This window comes from Lacrimispora sp., assembly GCF_032078915.1.
In the GTDB taxonomy this organism is placed as follows: domain Bacteria; phylum Bacillota; class Clostridia; order Lachnospirales; family Lachnospiraceae; genus Lacrimispora.
Genome location: NZ_DAMAUN010000030.1, coordinates 1 through 16498, shown reverse-complemented (window position 1 = coordinate 16498; position 16498 = coordinate 1). Strand labels below are relative to the sequence as shown.

The following is a 16498-nucleotide window of genomic DNA, read 5'->3' as shown; positions in this document are numbered from 1 at the left end:
GCTCCTCCCCTGCCGCTTTTTTTATCTTCCCACCAGACGATAAGTCTGTCGGTATTCCTTTGGCGTTATTCCCATATACCTTTTAAAGATCCTTCTGAAATAATCCACATCCTGATATCCACACTGGTAGGCAATTTCATTTCCTGTCTGGTTTGTCTCTATGAGCATTCTGCACGCCTTATTAAGCCTTGCCTCGTGGATCCCCTCCGTAAGAGTCTTCCCATAGACCGCATTGTAGACCCGTCCCAGGTAATCCGGGCTGCAATCCAGCTTATCGGCCAGTATGGAAGAGGATAAAGGCTCTTCGAAATGATTCCTGATATACTGTCCCGCCTGGTTTGCCAAAAGCACTTTCTGCCCGGTCACTTCCATTGGTGAAAGGGAGTCGCTGAGCTCACACAGCAGCTCTAAAAGCACCAGATTTAAGATGGTCCGGTCGCCCCTGAAGACATCCTGCCGTTTGATAAAACGGCGGAAAAGTTCCTCAAACTGCTCCGGCTTTCTGATACGGATGAGCTGAGGAAGGGACATAATATCCCGTCCAATCCTCACGGCCTCTTCTTCCAGATGAAAATGAAGCCAGTAAAAATTCAAATCTTCCTCAAACTCTCTTGTCCCCCAGTGATGCCTTCCGGGAAACAGAATCAGCGCTTCCCCTTCCTCCACGTTATATGTTATGTCCTCTTCGGCAATCCCCAGGATCCCGGAATTTACATAGATGATCTCAAAAGAGTCCATGACCCGGTCTGCATGGCGTCCCTTTCCGCCTGTCACCAGATATCCTGCATTTAACGCCCTCACCGGAAGTACGGCCTTTAAATTTAAGTAATGTTCCATAGTTTCCTCCTGTCACCCCGGTCGGAATCCTCCAGTTTTTCGCTTCTTTTTCCTCTTGTATCCCTTCCATTATACTGGCAATATAGAGAGAGGAAAACCTTTAAAAACAGAATATCAGATATCTAACAAAAAGAAAAGGGGATTGTGGCAGATATGTCACGGATGTTCAATGATTGAAGCAGTATTACTCTTAAAAGAAAAAGTGTCCCGCACTTATTTCAGCGGAACAACTATGACAGAAGCAGATTTTACCAAAGGCAGAAGGCTCTTTATTGCAGAGGGCTGCTGCGCCAATGGAATCGTTACACTGACCACCGGAGCATTTCTCTCCGGCTATGCCAACTCACTGGGAGCCACGGACTCCATAAATGGGATCATCGGTTCGATCCCGGTACTTCTCTGTACTCTCCAGATGTTTTCCTCCATCCTTCTGGAAAGCCTCTGCCGGAAAAAATGCCTGATTTCCAGTTTCTCTTTTATTCACAGGCTCCTTCTGGCTTCCGTCTTTTTTGTGCCTCTGTTTATTAGAAATCCCGGACTTCGCCTGGCAGCGGCAATCACTATTTATGGAGTCGCTCATTTTTTTGGAGCCTTTATTGGAACCGGGACCGGGAACTGGATCTTGCAGCTTGTTCCCCAACACATGAGGGGAAACTATCTGGGAAAAAAGGACTCCTTTGCTTTTGCCTTTTCCACCATCTTAAGTCTGACCATGGGCTGGGTCATGGACCGGTTCCGCAGCTTTTCCATGGAACAGACCGGATTTCTGGTGGTAGGAACTGTAGTCTTTTTCGTCGCCTGTATGGATTTCTGGTGCCTCTCCTCTATCAGTGAACCGGAAAGCCTTCCCCAACGCCAAAAGCTCCAGGATGCATTATGGAAGCCATTGGCCGATAAGGAGTACCGGAAGGTCATGCTTACCTATATGTTCTGGAACCTGGCCCTTCAGATCGCAGGACCCTTTTTCAGCGTATACATGGTTACAGGACTTAAGTTAGATTATACATACATTACCTTTTTAGGCCTTATTTCCTCAACCGTCCGGGTTTTGGCGGCATGGCTCTGGGGACGTCTGGCCGATGCTACTTCCTGGCTTTTGGCAGCCCGCTGCTCCATGGGAATGCTGGGACTTGTCCATGCCAGCTGGCTTTTCATGACCCCGGAAACCTGCTATACCCTTCAGCCTATTTTACAGGCATTGTCCGGCGCTGCCTGGGGAGGCATTGCCATATCCGTCTTTAACCTTCAGTATCACTATGCTCCTGCGGAGAAACGGGTGCTTTATGTCAGCTCCAATTCATCCTATGCAGGGCTTTGCGGCTTTCTTTCCACCCTTCTTGGAGCCTTCCTTCTCAGGGTGTTTCCTACCCTGGAAATAGGGGGACTTCCCATAACCGGAATGCAGCTGCTCTTCCTTCTTTCCGGGACCCTGATCCTGGGATGCGTTTTTTACATGGGAAGACTTCGGTCTGTCTCCCTTTAAATCCGCCGGTCTTTGCAGGACTCCCGGATGATCAGCTCCGGCTTTAAGATCCGCTCCACTCTGCTTTCTTCATCAGGTACATTGTTCATTTTTTCTATAAGAAGCTCCGCCGCCATAGCCCCCAGCCGCTCCTGGGGGTGGGCGATGGTGGTCAGCTTCACAATCCCATTTTCTGCGATAAAGGAATTGTCATAGCCTGTTACAGAAATATCCTCAGGCACGGAACGCCCGCTCTTTTCAATGGTTTTCATGACCTCGAAGGCAATCTGGTCATTGTAGCAGACGATTCCGTCAATTAACACTCCATCTTCCAGCTTAAGCCTTAAGGCGCCTGATGGCTTTGACGTCCGGTCCTCGGTGTGGAACCAGACAACCATATCCGGATCATAAGAAAATCCCGCCTCCTGAAGAGCTTTTACATAGCCTTTGTGCCGGTCCCTTCCCTGGCTGTCATCAGCCTTGAATATTCCCAAGATGTACTTATGCCCTAATTGGATCAGATGCTTTGTCACCAGATACCCACCCATACAGTCGTCCATCAGGATATGTGGCTTGTTCATCATGTGGGCGTAACAGCCCTGAATGAATACATAGGGGATCTGGTAAAAGTCCAATTTCTCATAAAGCCCCTTATGGCCGCACATGATCTCACTTTTGCTTGGCTCTATGATGAGCCCGTCAATGTCCTTTTCAAGGATCTCTTCCAGACATCTGCTTTCCTTAAACCTGCTGTTTCCCGTATTTTTCAGTATAATGCTGTAACCGTTTGCCGTGAGTACACTGTCGATTCCCTGGATCAGCCGCGGAAAAATATAATCCGACAAATAGGTGGTAATGACCGCGATATTTCCTGATCCCTTTTTTCCTCCCGCCTTTCTGGAAACAAAGGTTCCCCGGCCATGTTCTGCCGTAATAAATCCCTCCTGTTCCAGAATGGAAATTGCTTTTCTCACCGTGTGGCGGCTTACATGACAGGAGGCCGACAGTTCATTTTCCGAAGGCAGCCGGTCGCCCGGCTTTCTCTTACCTGAAATAATATCCTTTTTCAGTTCTTCCATTAACAGATAATACTTTGCTTTTCCGCTGTCCTCCGCCATATAGGGCTCCTTATGATTCTTTATTCTGGCCGTAATATGCATTGGGCCCATGCTTGCGCATAAAATGTTTATCCTGCATACACTGGGGCGCCGGTAAAACAGAAGGATTCAACAGTTCCGTCATAAGGTTCATCTTTGCGATTTCTTCCAGCACAACGGCATTGTGGACCGCACCTGCTGCATCGGTCCCCCAGGTAAATGGTCCATGGTTTTTGCACAAAACTGCCGGAACATGCATGGGATTCCTTCCCTTAAAGGTTTCAATGATCACGGCTCCCGTATTCTTCTCATACCCGTCCCGGGTCTCTTTCTCCGTGAGATTTCTGGCACATGGGATCTCCCCGTAAAAGTAATCCGCATGGGTGGTTCCATAGCAGGGGAGGGCCCTTCCAGCCTGGGCCCAGGATGTAGCCATGGGGGAATGGGTATGAACGATCCCTCCTATTTCCTTAAATGCCTTATAAAGCTCCAGATGGGTGGCTGTATCAGAGGAAGGCTTAAGCTTTCCTTCCACCTGATTACCGTCAAGGTCCATGACCACCATATCCTCAGGCGTCAGCTCTTTATAATCCACCCCGCTGGGCTTAATCACGAAAAGCCCCTGGTCCCGGTCAATTCCGCTGACATTTCCCCAGGTATAAGTGATAAGTCCCCTTCTGGGCAATTCCATGTTTGCCTCGTATACAATCCTTTTCAGTTCTTCCAGCATGTCAGCTTCCTCCTTTTTGCTTTCCGTATTATTTCAAGTTATTTACCGCAGCACGTTCAATGGAAAGTCCGTTTCTGTACCGTTCCATAAAAGCCTGAAAACCTGCTTCATCCTCAGGATCAGGCTCCATTCTGGTCCCCCCGTCATCTTTAAATACCTTTTCAGCCAGGTAATGATCCAATGATTCCCCCTCCTCCTTCTTAAGCATGTAAGAGGCTAAAAGTGCGGCTCCCCAGGCTCCTCCTTCCCCGGCTGTTTCCATGACGGAAACTGGAACGCCCAGGGCGGCAGCCATGATCCTCTGTCCCACTCCCTTAGTCTTAAAAAGTCCTCCATGGCCCAAAAGCACATTAAGACGGACTCCTTCCTCAAAGAGGATATCCATTCCCATCTTTAATGCTCCCAAAGCTGTATAAAGATGGACTCTCATAAAGTTTGCAAGATTAAACCGGCTTTCCGGTGTCCGGACAAACAAAGGCCTTCCCTCTTCAAAATGGGTGATGTGCTCTCCGGACAAATAGCCGTAGGAAAGCATGCCTCCCCCATCTTTGTCTCCTTCCAGCGCCTTCTGGTAAAGAGTGGAAAACAGGGTATTTCTGTCGATTTTCATTCCCGCCGCGACCGCAAATTCCTCAAACAGGGAAACCCAGGCGTTTAAATCTGAGGTGCAGTTGTTGCAGTGAACCATTGCTACCGCATCGCCGGCAGGAGTGGTGACTATATCGATTTCCGGATAGACTCTGGAAAGCTCTTTTTCCAGCACCACCATGGCGAACACACTGGTTCCGGCGGATACATTGCCGGTTCTTCTTGCCACGCTGTTGGTAGCCGTCATCCCTGTCCCGGCATCACCTTCCGGCGGGCAAAGGGGAATTCCAGGCTTTAAGTTCCCGCTGGCATCAAGAAGCCGTGCCCCTTCCCCGGTCAGGGTCCCTGCCCTCTCTCCTGCCGTCAGCACCCTTGGCATAATATCCCGAAGCTTCCAGGGGAACTGCCGGGGAGCAACCAGCTCATCAAACTGTTCTATCATGCGCTTATTAAAATCCTTTGCGGCGCAGTCCACGGGAAACATCCCTGCACAGTCTCCGATGCCAAGGACCCTCTCTCCCGTCAGCTTCCAGTGGACATAGCCTTCCAGGGTAACCAGGTAATCAATTTCCGGCACATGCTCTTCCTGGTTAAGGATTGCCTGATATAGGTGGGCAATGCTCCATCGCTGGGGAATTTGAAAGGAGAACAGCTCCGTCAGCTTTTCCGAAGCCACTTCTGTCATGGTATTTCTCCAGGTCCTAAAAGGCACCAGCAGCTCCCCCTCTTTGTCAAATGCCATGTACCCATGCATCATGGCAGAAAAACAGATGGCTCCAATGGTGGTAAGAGTTTCCCCATACCTCTCTTTCACCTCCTCTGCCATGTTTTTATAGCTTTCCCTTACTCCTTCCCATATATCCGGAATGGAATAGGTCCAGACGCCGTCTATATACTGGTTTTCCCAGTCATAGCTGCCGGAAGCAATGGGATTATGCTCTTCATCTACCAGTACGGCTTTAATTCGTGTGGAGCCAAGCTCTATTCCCAGAGCGGTTCTCCCTTCCCGGATGGCTGCTCCTATAAGTTTTTCCATCATTTGAAACCCCTCCTGAATTATGTCCGCCCCCTTTTTTCCTTAAGGACGGTTTCTGTTATTTATTTAACGATATGCCATGGAATTCCATCTCAATTCATTTTTTAAATCCCTGATGGTGGTTTTTTCATCAATGAAAACAGCTTCAATTGCCATAGCTTCCGCCCAGTCCCCCATCTGTTCTGCCGTCAGATCATAGGTAAAGGCCGTATGGTGGGCGCCGCCGGCTAAAATCCAGCTTTCCGCTCCTGTGGCAAGGTTAGGCTCAGGTGTCCAGAATGCAGTGGCAACCGGAAGCTTTGGCATGGGCTTTTCCGTCTTTTTACAGTTTACGGTGTTGATAATCAAGCGAAAACGGCTGCCCAGATCGATCAGGGATGTTGCTATCCCCTTTCCTTCCTTTGCCGTGAATACAAGGCGCGCAGGAGCTTCCCTCTCTCCCATGGACAGCGGATTTACCCTGATGCCTGCCGTTCCATCGGCGATGGTGGGGCAAACCTCCAGCATATGGGCCTGTAAGATCCCTTCTTTGCCGGGAACCAGGTTGTAGGTGTAATCTTCCATAAAGGAAGTTCCCTTTGCATCCTTTGCCCCTTCGGTCATGATCTTCATCAGGCGCACCATGGCAGCTGTCTTCCAGTCTCCTTCCGCCCCGAAGCCATAGCCCTTTTCCATCAGGCGCTGGATGGCAAGGCCGGGAAGCTGTTTTAAAGAGCCTAAATCCCCAAAATGAGTGACTATTGCCTGATAATCCTTATCCTTTAAAAACCGCTCAAAGCCCAGCTCGATCTGCGCCTGAACTGCCACATGGGCCTTAAACTCCTCATGGTCCATGCCTTCCGTTAAAATTTCGTATCTGCTGTAATATTCCTCTACCAGGGAAGAAATATCACCTGCTGCCACATCCTTTACATAGTCTGCGATTTCATTGACTGGATAGGCATCGATCTCCCAGCCAAATTTCATCTGGGCTTCAACCTTATCCCCTTCAGTAACCGCCACGTTTCTCATATTGTCCGCAACCCGGACCACGCGGATATGGCTGCTTTCCATAATTCCCACTGCAGTCCGCATCCAGGAACCTATCCGCCTCTGGACCCCTTCATCATCCCAATGACCTGCGATCACCTTTCTCGGAATCCCCATTCTGGTGACCATATGTCCGAATTCCCGGTCGCCGTGGGCCGACTGGTTCTCATTCATGAAATCCATGTCAATGGTATCGTAGGGAATCTCCCTGTTAAACTGGGTGTGCAGATGAAGCAAAGGCTTCCGGTACTCCTGAAGTCCTAAAATCCAGGACTTAGCAGGAGAAAAGGTATGCATCCAGGTAATCACACCAGCGCAGGACTCATGGGTGTCAGCCTCATGAAACAGCCTGCGTATGGAGGTATTATCAATCAGCACCGGTTTTAAAATCACCTCATAGGGAAGCGCTCCGGATGCGTTCAGCCTTTCCGTGATGATCCTGGAATGCTCCGCCACATTTCTTAAGCATTCCTCACCGTAAAGATCCTGAGAGCCTGTTGCAAACCAAAATTTATATTCTTTTTTCACCATGTTTTCCTGTCCCTCTCTTTCATTATCTTCCAAGACGGATCACATTCCATGACGCCTTGTGCAGAGTACTTGTCATGATACCGCCATCCAGCGCAGACTGACTGGTCTGCTTCGGAGCCACCCGTTGGCAAAAAGGCCCGTTCTCCGCTTTCAAATCATCGCTTTCCAAAACCACATGCTCCAAAACCCGGTATCCTTCAAAGCTCCTCACATCCGCGGTCAATTCAGCATCCGTTTTAAGATCCCTGTTCACCGCAAAAATGGTCACCTCATGAAGTACCTCATTGTATACGGACACAGCTTCTACCGCAGTCACATCTTCGTGGGCTGACGTATGGAACTTTGGCGTACTGATGACCGGGGCAAGGGCTGTTCCCCGTCCATATCTGGAAGCATGCATGAATGGATAAAAGATTGTCTGTCTCCATGCCTTTCCGCCTTTGGCTTCCGTCATAATGGGCGCGATCACATTTACAAGCTGGGCCAGACATGCCATCTTCACCCGGTCCGCATGCTTTAACAGGGTAATAAGCATAAGGCCTACCAAAAGAGCATCTTCAAAGTTATAAATGTCCTCCAGCATAGGAGGTGCGACCTGCCATGGGTGGTTTTTCGTGATGTCGTCATCCGCCGCATTGGAGTGATACCAGACATTCCACTCATCAAAGCTGATCTTAATATCCTTTTTGCCCCTCTTTTTGGCCTTTACAAAATCACAGGTGGCAATGACGGTGCGGATAAACTGATCCATATCATCGGAGGAAGCAAGAAAATCCTGGCTGTCCCCCTTTTGGTTCCCATAGTACTGGTGCATGGATATGTAATCCACATAGTCATAGGTATGCTGCAGAGTCACTGCCTCCCAGTCCGGGAACGTAGGTATGGCTAAGTATGAACTTCCGCAGGCAACCAGTTCAATGTCAGGGTCAATGATCTTCATGGCCTTTGCCGTCTCTTCTGCCAGACGCCCATATTCCTCCATGGTCTTATGTCCGATCTGCCATGGACCATCCATCTCATTTCCCAGGCACCAGGTCTTTATGTTATGAGGCTCTTTATAACCGTGGCTGATCCTTAAATCACTGTATTTGCTGTTGCCGGGATGATTGCAGTATTCCAGCAGATTGCATGCATCTGCAATCCCTCTGGTTCCTAAGTTTACAGCCATCATTACATCAGCGCCTGCACTTCTGGCCCATGTTGTAAATTCATTTAGGCCGACCTTATTCTCTTCCAGACTTCGCCAGGCCAGATCCAGACGCCTGGGCCGATCATTGAAAGGGCCTACGCTGTCCTCCCAGTTAAAGCCAGATACAAAGTTGCCTCCAGGATACCGGATGATAGGAACATTTAATTCCCGGATCAGTTCCTTCACATCATCCCGGAAGCCATTTTCATCAGCAGATACATGTTCCGGACAGTAAATCCCGTCGTACACAGCCCGCCCCAGATGCTCTATAAAAGAGCCATAGATTCTTTCATCGACCTGTGCAATGGGATACTCCCTGTCAATTACCATTTTTACTTTGTGAAACTCCATTGATATGATCCCGCCCTTCTTTCATAAACCACACATGTTATGTTCCAAATACCTTTTTATAAGAGTGACAAAATATCCTCTAACTATAATCTATTACTTGTACGCACCATTGCACAAGTTGTTTTTATGTATTTTACCACAAGAAGGCAGGTTTTACAAAAATATCCCTTAAGGGTCTGAAGAGAGAACGCACAATGAATACACATGTTCTTTCTGGTTTTCTATATTTTTTCCACAATCCGCAGAATAAATGGAGCTAAAATGCACAATTTTAATTTTAAAATTCATGAATGTTTGTTGACACTTTTTCAGAAAAATGAGTTATATTAATAAATGTAACCCCCCCCCAATACATTATATAGTTTTTGCTACACCCCATAAGAAACGAAATACCTTCTCCGAAAAAGGACCAGCTTCCCCAGCTGGTCCTTTTCATTTTCTTTTATACTTATATTTATTTTTTATTCCGGCGTTGTTTTAAAATCTTTTCAAACGCTTCTTCTGACCCTTCAGCTTTTAATCGCCGCCTTCTCTCTTCTCTTCTGAGAGCAATCTCTCTGGCCTCTTTCTTTTTCTTATAAATGAAAAATCCGGTTCCACCGCCTGCCAGTCCAAGAAAAGCAGCAATTCCTGCTATCGTAAGCACTCTGCTTCCCTTATTTTCAGATGACTTTTTATTGCCGTTTGAATTTGTTTCCGATTCCACAGGCTTTGCATCTGTGGATCCCTGTTCCGATTCCTGGGTTGTCGGTTCCGGGCCCTTCTTTTCCATTAAGTAGGCCTGACCCACCTTTCTGTCATTGTAGGTATATTGGATCATGGCAACCGCCCCTTTTGGACTTCCTTCCGGAAGCTCTGTTACAAGAGTCTTATCTGCCTGGGAGAACTCGGCTCCTTTGGGAAGGGTTATGACGCTGTCCGGTTCCAATTCCAAATCAGAGGGTTTATAAGATGTCCCCTTAATTTCAACAGGATCTTCCCCTGATATATAGCTGGTTTCATTCCCTGTAACAGGGAAGTTTTCAAAACGGCTGAAGCCAAATTCCAAAAGAGTTTTGCCATCGATAAAATATTGCTTTGGGCTTCCCTTTAATATGACGGAGATAAGCCTTTTTCCATCCTGCTCCCCATAGGTCACAAGGGTATTTCCTGCTTTAATTAGATATCCAGTCTTTCCTGCCACTGCTGACGGACAATAAAATTCACTCTTTGTATCCTTGGTTTTTACCAGACGATGCTCGTTGTAAATGGTAAGCCCCTCTGGATTATTGGAGGTGGGAGGGATATTATGGCTGATTGCGGAGCTGATCTCCACAAGCTGTTTATTGCTGTAAGCAGCCTTTGCTATGAGTGCCATATCATAGGCAGTCACATACTGGGTGTCTCCATTAAGCCCTGACGGGTTGTCAAAATGGCTTTCTGTACAGCCAAGCTCCTTGATCTTTTCATTCATCATGTTTACAAATCCTTCTCTGCTGCCGGCCACATGCTCCGCCAGAGCATTGGCTGCCTGGTTGCAGGAATGAAGGATCAGAGAATAGAGACAGTCTTCCACAGAAATCTGGTCTCCTGTATCTACATTTAATTTATTGCCGCTGCCCTCTTCCACATTGTAAATGGCATCCTTTGAAAAGGTCACCATGTCGTCAAGTTTCGCGTTCTCTAAAACAATAAGAGCAGTCAAAATCTTTGTTATGCTGGCTGGCGGATAAGGGGCATGGATATTCTGGCCAAATATGACGGCCCCTGAATCCCCGTCTATTACAATCCCGGCTTCCGCCTGGATGCCCGTATCAGACGGCCAGTCCGGTTTCGCATATACAGTCATTAGAAACAGCTGGCTGACCAATATGCAGCTAATCAGTACTTTTATCCTCCGATTCACGTATCATCCTCCTGACATGAAATATGCCTTAAAGCCGCATTCAGATTATTATACGGTTTTAAGGCATTATATTACTTCGCACAATCTATCACTTGCCCCTAGATTTTTAACTATAAGTATCTTACTGACCTTAGTCCAATCTGAAAAAGGGCATTTATATTATAATACATCAAATCTTTGCTATATTCAAGAAAAACATTTAGAACTATATTGCCTTTATTTGGTCTTATTGTGATCGAATGAATCAAGAAATGAAATTCAGGCTTCTTTCCCCTAAAGAAAAACTCAATTTAAAAATGCCCCAAACCCGCAGAAATACTAGCTTTCTACGGTTTTAGGGCATTTATCATCTCATTCTAAATAATTACTTCGCGTAATCTGTAACTCTGGACTCCCGGATCACATTGACCTTGATCTGTCCCGGGTATTCCAGAGATTCTTCAATCTTCTTGGAAATATCACGGGCTAAAAGCACCATGTCGTCATCGTTAATTTGCTCCGGAACTACCATAATCCGAACTTCGCGTCCTGCCTGAATGGCAAAGGACTTGTCCACTCCCTTAAAGGAATTGGTAATATCTTCTAACTGTTTTAATCTGTTTGTATATGTCTCCAGAGTCTCTCTTCTTGCTCCAGGTCTTGCGGCAGATATCGTGTCTGCTGCCTGGACAATGCAAGCGATAAGGCTCTGTGGTTCAACATCGCCATGATGTGATTCCACAGTGTTCAGCACGATTGCAGACTCCTTATATTTCTTACATAACTCCACACCCAGCTGAATATGAGAACCTTCCATCTCATGGTCAACGGCTTTTCCGATGTCATGTAGTAAACCGGCACGCTTGGCCATGCGGATATCAAGACCGATCTCTCCGGCCAACAGCCCTGACAATTGGGCCACCTCAATGGAATGCTTTAAGGCATTCTGACCGTAGCTTGTTCTGTATCTCAGCTTGCCAAGCAATCTGATGAGTTCCGGATGAAGTCCGTGAATGCCCACTTCAAGGGCAGCGGCTTCTCCTTCTTCACGCATATTGGTTTCTACCTCTTTTTGTGCCTTTTCCACCATCTCTTCAATTCTTGCAGGATGAATACGTCCATCCACAATAAGGCGTTCCAACGCGATTCTGGCTACTTCTCTACGAACCGGATCGAATCCGGATAATACAACAGCCTCAGGGGTGTCATCAATAATGAGTTCCACGCCCGTAAGGGTCTCTAGCGTACGGATGTTACGGCCTTCCCTTCCGATAATTCTTCCTTTCATCTCATCGTTGGGAAGCTGCACGACTGAAACCGTAGTTTCTGCCACATGGTCTGCAGCACATCTTTGAATGGCTGTAACCACATATTCCTTCGCCTTTTTTTCGGCTTCTTCTTTTGCTTTGTTGTCAAGTTCCTTAATTAATTTCGCAGTGTCATGTTTAACGTCATCTTCAACAGATTTTAAAAGATATTCTTTTGCCTGTTCGGAGGTAAGTCCAGAAATTTTTTCCAGTTCCTGTATGCCTTTTTCATAGAGAGATTCCACTTCGGTGTTTCTCTTATTCAGGGCGTCCTCGCGAGCAGCCAGACCTGCTTCTCGTTTTTCCATAACCTCGGACTTCTTGTCCAGGTTTTCTTCCTTGTTTAATACTCTTCTTTCATAACGTTGAAGCTCAGCTCTTCTTTCCCTGGTTTCCTTCTCCAGTTCATTCTTAGTCTTTAAAGACTCTTCTTTTGCCTCAAGGAGAGCTTCGCGCTTCTTTGTCTCAGCGGTCTTTAATGCTTCATCTATTATTTCCCGGGATTTTTCTTCCGCAGTGCCTATCTTGGTTTCGTAAGCATTTTTACGATACGTGATGGCAGCAGACCAGGCAATAAAAGCAACTACTACTGATACTACAATTGCAATCAATATAGCCATGAATACTGATACTGACACAGGAGCACCTCCTTATTAGATTTTCATTGTACAACAATACAACACTACAATTTTAAACTGTTTTATACATTATGTCAAGTATTTCGCCCCTGTTTCAGGTATACTTATACACATTTTCCTTGTTGTCAGTATTCACTATAAATACCGCCTAAAACACGGCTTATTGCATCGTAGGAAAAACCTCGTCTACCCAAGGCAGCCATCATTTTTCCCCGTTCCTTAAAGTCCATTTCCTCCGCTTTTATGCGCTTCTTTTTCACATAGGCCCGTATCTGGGCCTCTTCATCCACTGGCTGTTCTCTGAGTATCTCCTGGATCACCTCTTTGTCCAGTCCCTTTTTCTGCAGCTCGTACTGAATCTGCCGCCCGCTTTTCCGTTCTGAATTAAATTCCACGTATCTGCGGCCATAGTTCTCATCGTTGATAAAGTTATGCTCTTTTAAAAATTCTATGGCGTAATCGGCTGCCTCTTTCGGATACCCTCCGTCTTTTAATTTCCGTCTCAGTTCCTGTTCCGTCTTATCTGAGGATTTCAGAAGAAAAAGGACCCTTTCCCTGGCCCTTTTAAACAAAACATCCCGTAGGATCTCCTGATAAGTTTCTTCGGAAAGCGGCTTTCCTTCCTCTATCCCAAATTTTCTGATTTCCCCTCGATAAAGGACAAGAGTAAAGTCTTCATCCAGAATGACTTTACTCCTGCGTTTATCAACGGGCACGATTTCCACAACTGTCATATAGGCCCCTTATTTTAACTATTTTCCCAGCGTTCATGAATCCGCTGGTCAAAACCTTGCTGAAATTACTCCTTGGGAGTTTCGCCCTTGCTTTCTTCTGCCTTGATTCTCTTGCTTTCCTTAGTGGCAGCTGAACCAGCACTCTCCGGTGCTACACCGCTTTCTTCATGAAGCCCATACTTTATACGGACCTTGTTCTCTACCTCCAGGCAAACTGCCGGATTGTCCTGAAAATAAATCTTGGCATTCTCTCGTCCCTGGCCGATCTTGACATTATTATAAGCAAACCATGCTCCGCTCTTTTCCACGATATTCTCTTTCACCGCCAGATCCAGGATATCTCCTTCCTTGGAAATACCTTTGCCGAACATGATGTCGAATTCCGCCTCCTTAAATGGCGGTGCAATCTTATTCTTTACTACCTTTACACGGGCCCGGTTACCTACCATATCTCCGCCCTGCTTTAAGGTCTCGATCTTACGGATATCCAGGCGGACAGACGCATAGAACTTAAGGGCACGTCCTCCTGTGGTAGTCTCAGGGCTTCCAAACATTACTCCCACCTTCTCACGAAGCTGGTTAATAAAGAGAACGATACAGTTGGATTTGCTGATGACGGCCGTCAGCTTTCTAAGAGCCTGAGACATCAGACGCGCCTGAAGCCCCACATGGGAATCGCCCATATCACCTTCGATTTCGGCCTTTGGCACAAGCGCTGCGACCGAGTCCACGATTACAATATCAACGGCACCGGACCGAACCATGGTTTCCGTGATCTCCAATGCCTGCTCCCCGTTATCCGGCTGGGAAATGTAAAGGTTATCAATATCCACTCCAATATTCTTGGCGTAAACAGGATCAAGGGCATGCTCCGCGTCAATAAATCCTGCGATGCCGCCTCTCTTCTGAACCTCTGCGATCATATGTAGGGCAACCGTCGTTTTACCACTGGATTCCGGTCCGTAGACCTCCACAACCCTTCCCTTTGGTATTCCGCCCAGGCCAAGTGCAATATCAAGGCTCAATGCACCCGTAGGTATGGTCTCAACGTTCATATTCGTGCCTGAGTCGCCCAGCTTCATAACAGAGCCTTTCCCATATGCCTTTTCTATCTGAGTAAGGGCGGCATCAAGCGCCTTTAGCTTATCATCTTTATTCATATTATCCTCCGATGCGAACAAATGTTCTTTTTCTGTTTATTATCATAGTATATTTCCGGGCAAATGTCAACCAGAATTTTATACTTCTGAGCTCAATATGCATCACACTCCTGATACAGCAAAAATTTCATTTTAATGAATCCAATAGGGAAGTTTTGGCGAAATGCCTGAAAGTTGAAGAGAGGACAAGCTGCTTTCTTACTGCTTATTTACTATAGCATAGGAGGGATGGAGGTGCAAGTACTATTTTGTAATAATGTTAATCCGAATCAGGCCACATCATACGGTATATCGAAGACTCCTGCATAATTCAGGAAAATACTGAGCGATTCCCAAAATAATCCAGGTAAACACGGTAAGCCTTTGGTCGGTTTTCGAGGGATAGACCCGTAGGTGATACACCGCTGCATAACAATATCAGGGCCTCCACGGGCCAAACTTTCCCGTAGAAGCCCTGATCATATTCATACGTTCTTCTATTACATCAAAAGCCTCTCCACATCAAGCATCCCCCAGCCCTGCTGATTTATGGGAAGCCCCAGATCCACTGCCCGCTCTCTTAACATCAGTTTCACATCCCGGTTGGTCAAATATGGATATTTCTGAAGAAGAAGCGCAATCGCCCCTGAAACCAGGGGTGTCGACATTGAGGTTCCGCTTTTGGCAAGGTATTGCCCTGATTCGTTGGCGCAGCTGATAATCCCTGCCCCCGGAGCGATGATTTCCGGCTTGCAGATGCAGGCACCTGTGGGACCTCTTCCGGAATAGTCGATCATCCGGTTTCCCATTACATTGACCTCTTTATAGTCATCTGAGCACCCCACGGTAATCACCTTCCGGCTGATTCCCGGGGTGGTGATCGTATTCATGCCCGGTCCCATGTTTCCTGCGGCAACACAGACCACCAGCCCGTCATCCCACGCCGCATTTACTCCACGCACAAGAACAGAATTCTCCGTCATCCCCTTTTTTGAAAAGGAACCAACAGAAATATTTACAATCCTGATCCCATACCTTTCTCTATTATCACGAATCCATTTAAGTCCGGCCAGCACATCGGAAGCATAGCCGTTCCCTTTTTTATCCAATACCTTAAGCATAATGATATGACACTCTGGTGCAATGCCCATATACATTCCTCCGGAAGCGGTGCCGTTGCCTCCGATGATTCCTGATATATGGGTCCCATGGCCGTTATCGTCATAGGTATCCCTTCTGCGGTGTACAATATCTACAAAAGCCGCCATTCTATGTTCAAAGTCCTCATGAAGATAAATCCCCGTATCGAGAACTGCTACTCCAATCCCACGCCCTGTATAGCCCAAATGACGGGCAGCATCACAGTGTATTGCTTCTCTCACATGATTCACAGTCCATTACCTGATTCCTTTTTTATTAGGATATTCCGGTTTGGCTCATGTGGTTTCTTTTCCTCAAAAATACGAAGGAGATTTTAGTCAAATACCATTTACTTTCTGCTTGTCCGTTCCTATAATGGATATAGAATAACAAGTAAGGAGATTATTATTATGGAAAATCATCGATCCGATGCCACTTTGCTGACACAGAACCTGATCCGCATCGACAGTACGGATCCCGGTGCATACGAAAAAAATATAGCCGAATATATTTTTAAACAGCTATCTTCCCTGTCTGTCCCTGTCATCAAAAAAGAGGTCCTGCCGGGCCGTTATAATATCATGGCAAAAATAAAGGGAGAAATCGACGACCCTGCCCTTGTTTATATCTGCCACATGGATACGGTAACCATTGGAGACGGCTGGACAACCGACCCTCTTGGTGCGGAGGTGATCAATGGGAGGATTTATGGCCGGGGAGCCTGTGACATGAAATCCGGACTGGCCTGCGCCCTCCCCGCCTTTCCCGCCATGGCAGAGGAGGCGCCTTCCGGAAGAATCCCCAGCCATGCTTATGTTTACATCGG

The 16498-nt window shown here is 46.9% G+C and carries 13 protein-coding genes; 2 read left to right on the top strand and 11 right to left on the bottom strand.

All coding sequences use genetic code 11. From position 1 onward, the window contains the following. Positions 1-21: 21 nt before the first annotated feature. The gene (locus RT269_RS13320; RefSeq protein WP_313183274.1) at positions 22-837 is read right to left on the bottom strand and encodes a helix-turn-helix transcriptional regulator; all 816 of its coding nucleotides are present in this window, start codon (positions 835-837) and stop codon (positions 22-24) included. Between the two features lie 169 nt (positions 838-1006). Between RT269_RS13320 and RT269_RS13315 the strand changes: the two genes are divergently transcribed. Beyond that, positions 1007-2320, top strand: a complete 1314-nt coding sequence (locus RT269_RS13315) for an MFS transporter (RefSeq protein WP_313183272.1) — start codon at positions 1007-1009, stop codon at positions 2318-2320. On the opposite strand, the gene RT269_RS13310 is transcribed toward RT269_RS13315, so the two are convergent. From RT269_RS13310 to RT269_RS13265, 10 genes are all read right to left on the bottom strand, one after another. Beyond that, entirely contained in the window at positions 2317-3417 is a 1101-nt protein-coding gene (locus RT269_RS13310) for a GntR family transcriptional regulator (RefSeq protein WP_313183271.1), read from the bottom strand. The genes RT269_RS13315 and RT269_RS13310 overlap by 4 nt on opposite strands. A 10-nt stretch (positions 3418-3427) precedes the next feature. After that, positions 3428-4126, bottom strand: a complete 699-nt coding sequence (locus RT269_RS13305; RefSeq protein WP_313183269.1) for an L-ribulose-5-phosphate 4-epimerase — start codon at positions 4124-4126, stop codon at positions 3428-3430. A 28-nt stretch (positions 4127-4154) separates the two neighbouring features. Next, positions 4155-5753, bottom strand: a complete 1599-nt coding sequence (locus RT269_RS13300; RefSeq protein WP_313183268.1) for a xylulokinase — start codon at positions 5751-5753, stop codon at positions 4155-4157. 63 nt (positions 5754-5816) lie between these two features. Beyond that, positions 5817-7310 (bottom strand): L-arabinose isomerase, encoded by a 1494-nt coding sequence (gene araA, locus RT269_RS13295; protein WP_313183266.1) that lies wholly within the window; start codon positions 7308-7310, stop codon positions 5817-5819. 22 nt (positions 7311-7332) lie between these two features. Beyond that, positions 7333-8850, bottom strand: coding sequence for an arabinosylfuranosidase ArfA (gene arfA / locus RT269_RS13290; protein WP_313183264.1), 1518 nt, complete (start codon positions 8848-8850; stop codon positions 7333-7335). A 454-nt stretch (positions 8851-9304) separates the two neighbouring features. Next, positions 9305-10735 (bottom strand): D-alanyl-D-alanine carboxypeptidase family protein, encoded by a 1431-nt coding sequence (locus RT269_RS13285; RefSeq protein WP_313183263.1) that lies wholly within the window; start codon positions 10733-10735, stop codon positions 9305-9307. 364 nt (positions 10736-11099) lie between these two features. Continuing rightward, the gene (gene rny, locus RT269_RS13280) at positions 11100-12641 is read right to left on the bottom strand and encodes a ribonuclease Y (protein WP_313183338.1); all 1542 of its coding nucleotides are present in this window, start codon (positions 12639-12641) and stop codon (positions 11100-11102) included. A 143-nt stretch (positions 12642-12784) separates the two neighbouring features. Further along, positions 12785-13393: a regulatory protein RecX gene (locus tag RT269_RS13275; protein WP_313183261.1), complete on the bottom strand. Its 609-nt coding sequence runs from the start codon at positions 13391-13393 to the stop codon at positions 12785-12787. A gap of 65 nt (positions 13394-13458) precedes the next feature. Beyond that, complete coding sequence (recA, locus tag RT269_RS13270) at positions 13459-14553, bottom strand: recombinase RecA (RefSeq protein ID WP_313183259.1); 1095 nt, start codon at positions 14551-14553, stop codon at positions 13459-13461. Between the two features lie 479 nt (positions 14554-15032). Continuing rightward, the gene (locus tag RT269_RS13265) at positions 15033-15923 is read right to left on the bottom strand and encodes a S8 family peptidase (RefSeq protein ID WP_313183257.1); all 891 of its coding nucleotides are present in this window, start codon (positions 15921-15923) and stop codon (positions 15033-15035) included. Between the two features lie 159 nt (positions 15924-16082). Here RT269_RS13265 and RT269_RS13260 point away from each other — a divergent pair. Further along, positions 16083-16498, top strand: a 416-nt coding sequence (locus tag RT269_RS13260; RefSeq protein ID WP_313183255.1) for a M20/M25/M40 family metallo-hydrolase, incomplete at its 3' end; no start/stop codon positions are given.

Excerpts from the sequence above, each read along its gene's own strand:
- RT269_RS13275 (WP_313183261.1), bottom strand. The coding sequence starts at position 13,393 with ATGACAGTTGTGGAAATCGTGCCCGTTGATAAACGCAGGAGTAAAGTC.
- RT269_RS13315 (WP_313183272.1), top strand. The coding sequence starts at position 1,007 with ATGATTGAAGCAGTATTACTCTTAAAAGAAAAAGTGTCCCGCACTTAT.
- RT269_RS13300 (WP_313183268.1), bottom strand. The coding sequence starts at position 5,753 with ATGATGGAAAAACTTATAGGAGCAGCCATCCGGGAAGGGAGAACCGCT.
- arfA (WP_313183264.1), bottom strand. The coding sequence starts at position 8,850 with ATGGAGTTTCACAAAGTAAAAATGGTAATTGACAGGGAGTATCCCATT.
- araA (WP_313183266.1), bottom strand. The coding sequence starts at position 7,310 with ATGGTGAAAAAAGAATATAAATTTTGGTTTGCAACAGGCTCTCAGGAT.
- RT269_RS13310 (WP_313183271.1), bottom strand. The coding sequence starts at position 3,417 with ATGGCGGAGGACAGCGGAAAAGCAAAGTATTATCTGTTAATGGAAGAA.
- rny (WP_313183338.1), bottom strand. The coding sequence starts at position 12,641 with ATGGCTATATTGATTGCAATTGTAGTATCAGTAGTAGTTGCTTTTATT.
- recA (WP_313183259.1), bottom strand. The coding sequence starts at position 14,553 with ATGAATAAAGATGATAAGCTAAAGGCGCTTGATGCCGCCCTTACTCAG.
- RT269_RS13320 (WP_313183274.1), bottom strand. The coding sequence starts at position 837 with ATGGAACATTACTTAAATTTAAAGGCCGTACTTCCGGTGAGGGCGTTA.
- RT269_RS13305 (WP_313183269.1), bottom strand. The coding sequence starts at position 4,126 with ATGCTGGAAGAACTGAAAAGGATTGTATACGAGGCAAACATGGAATTG.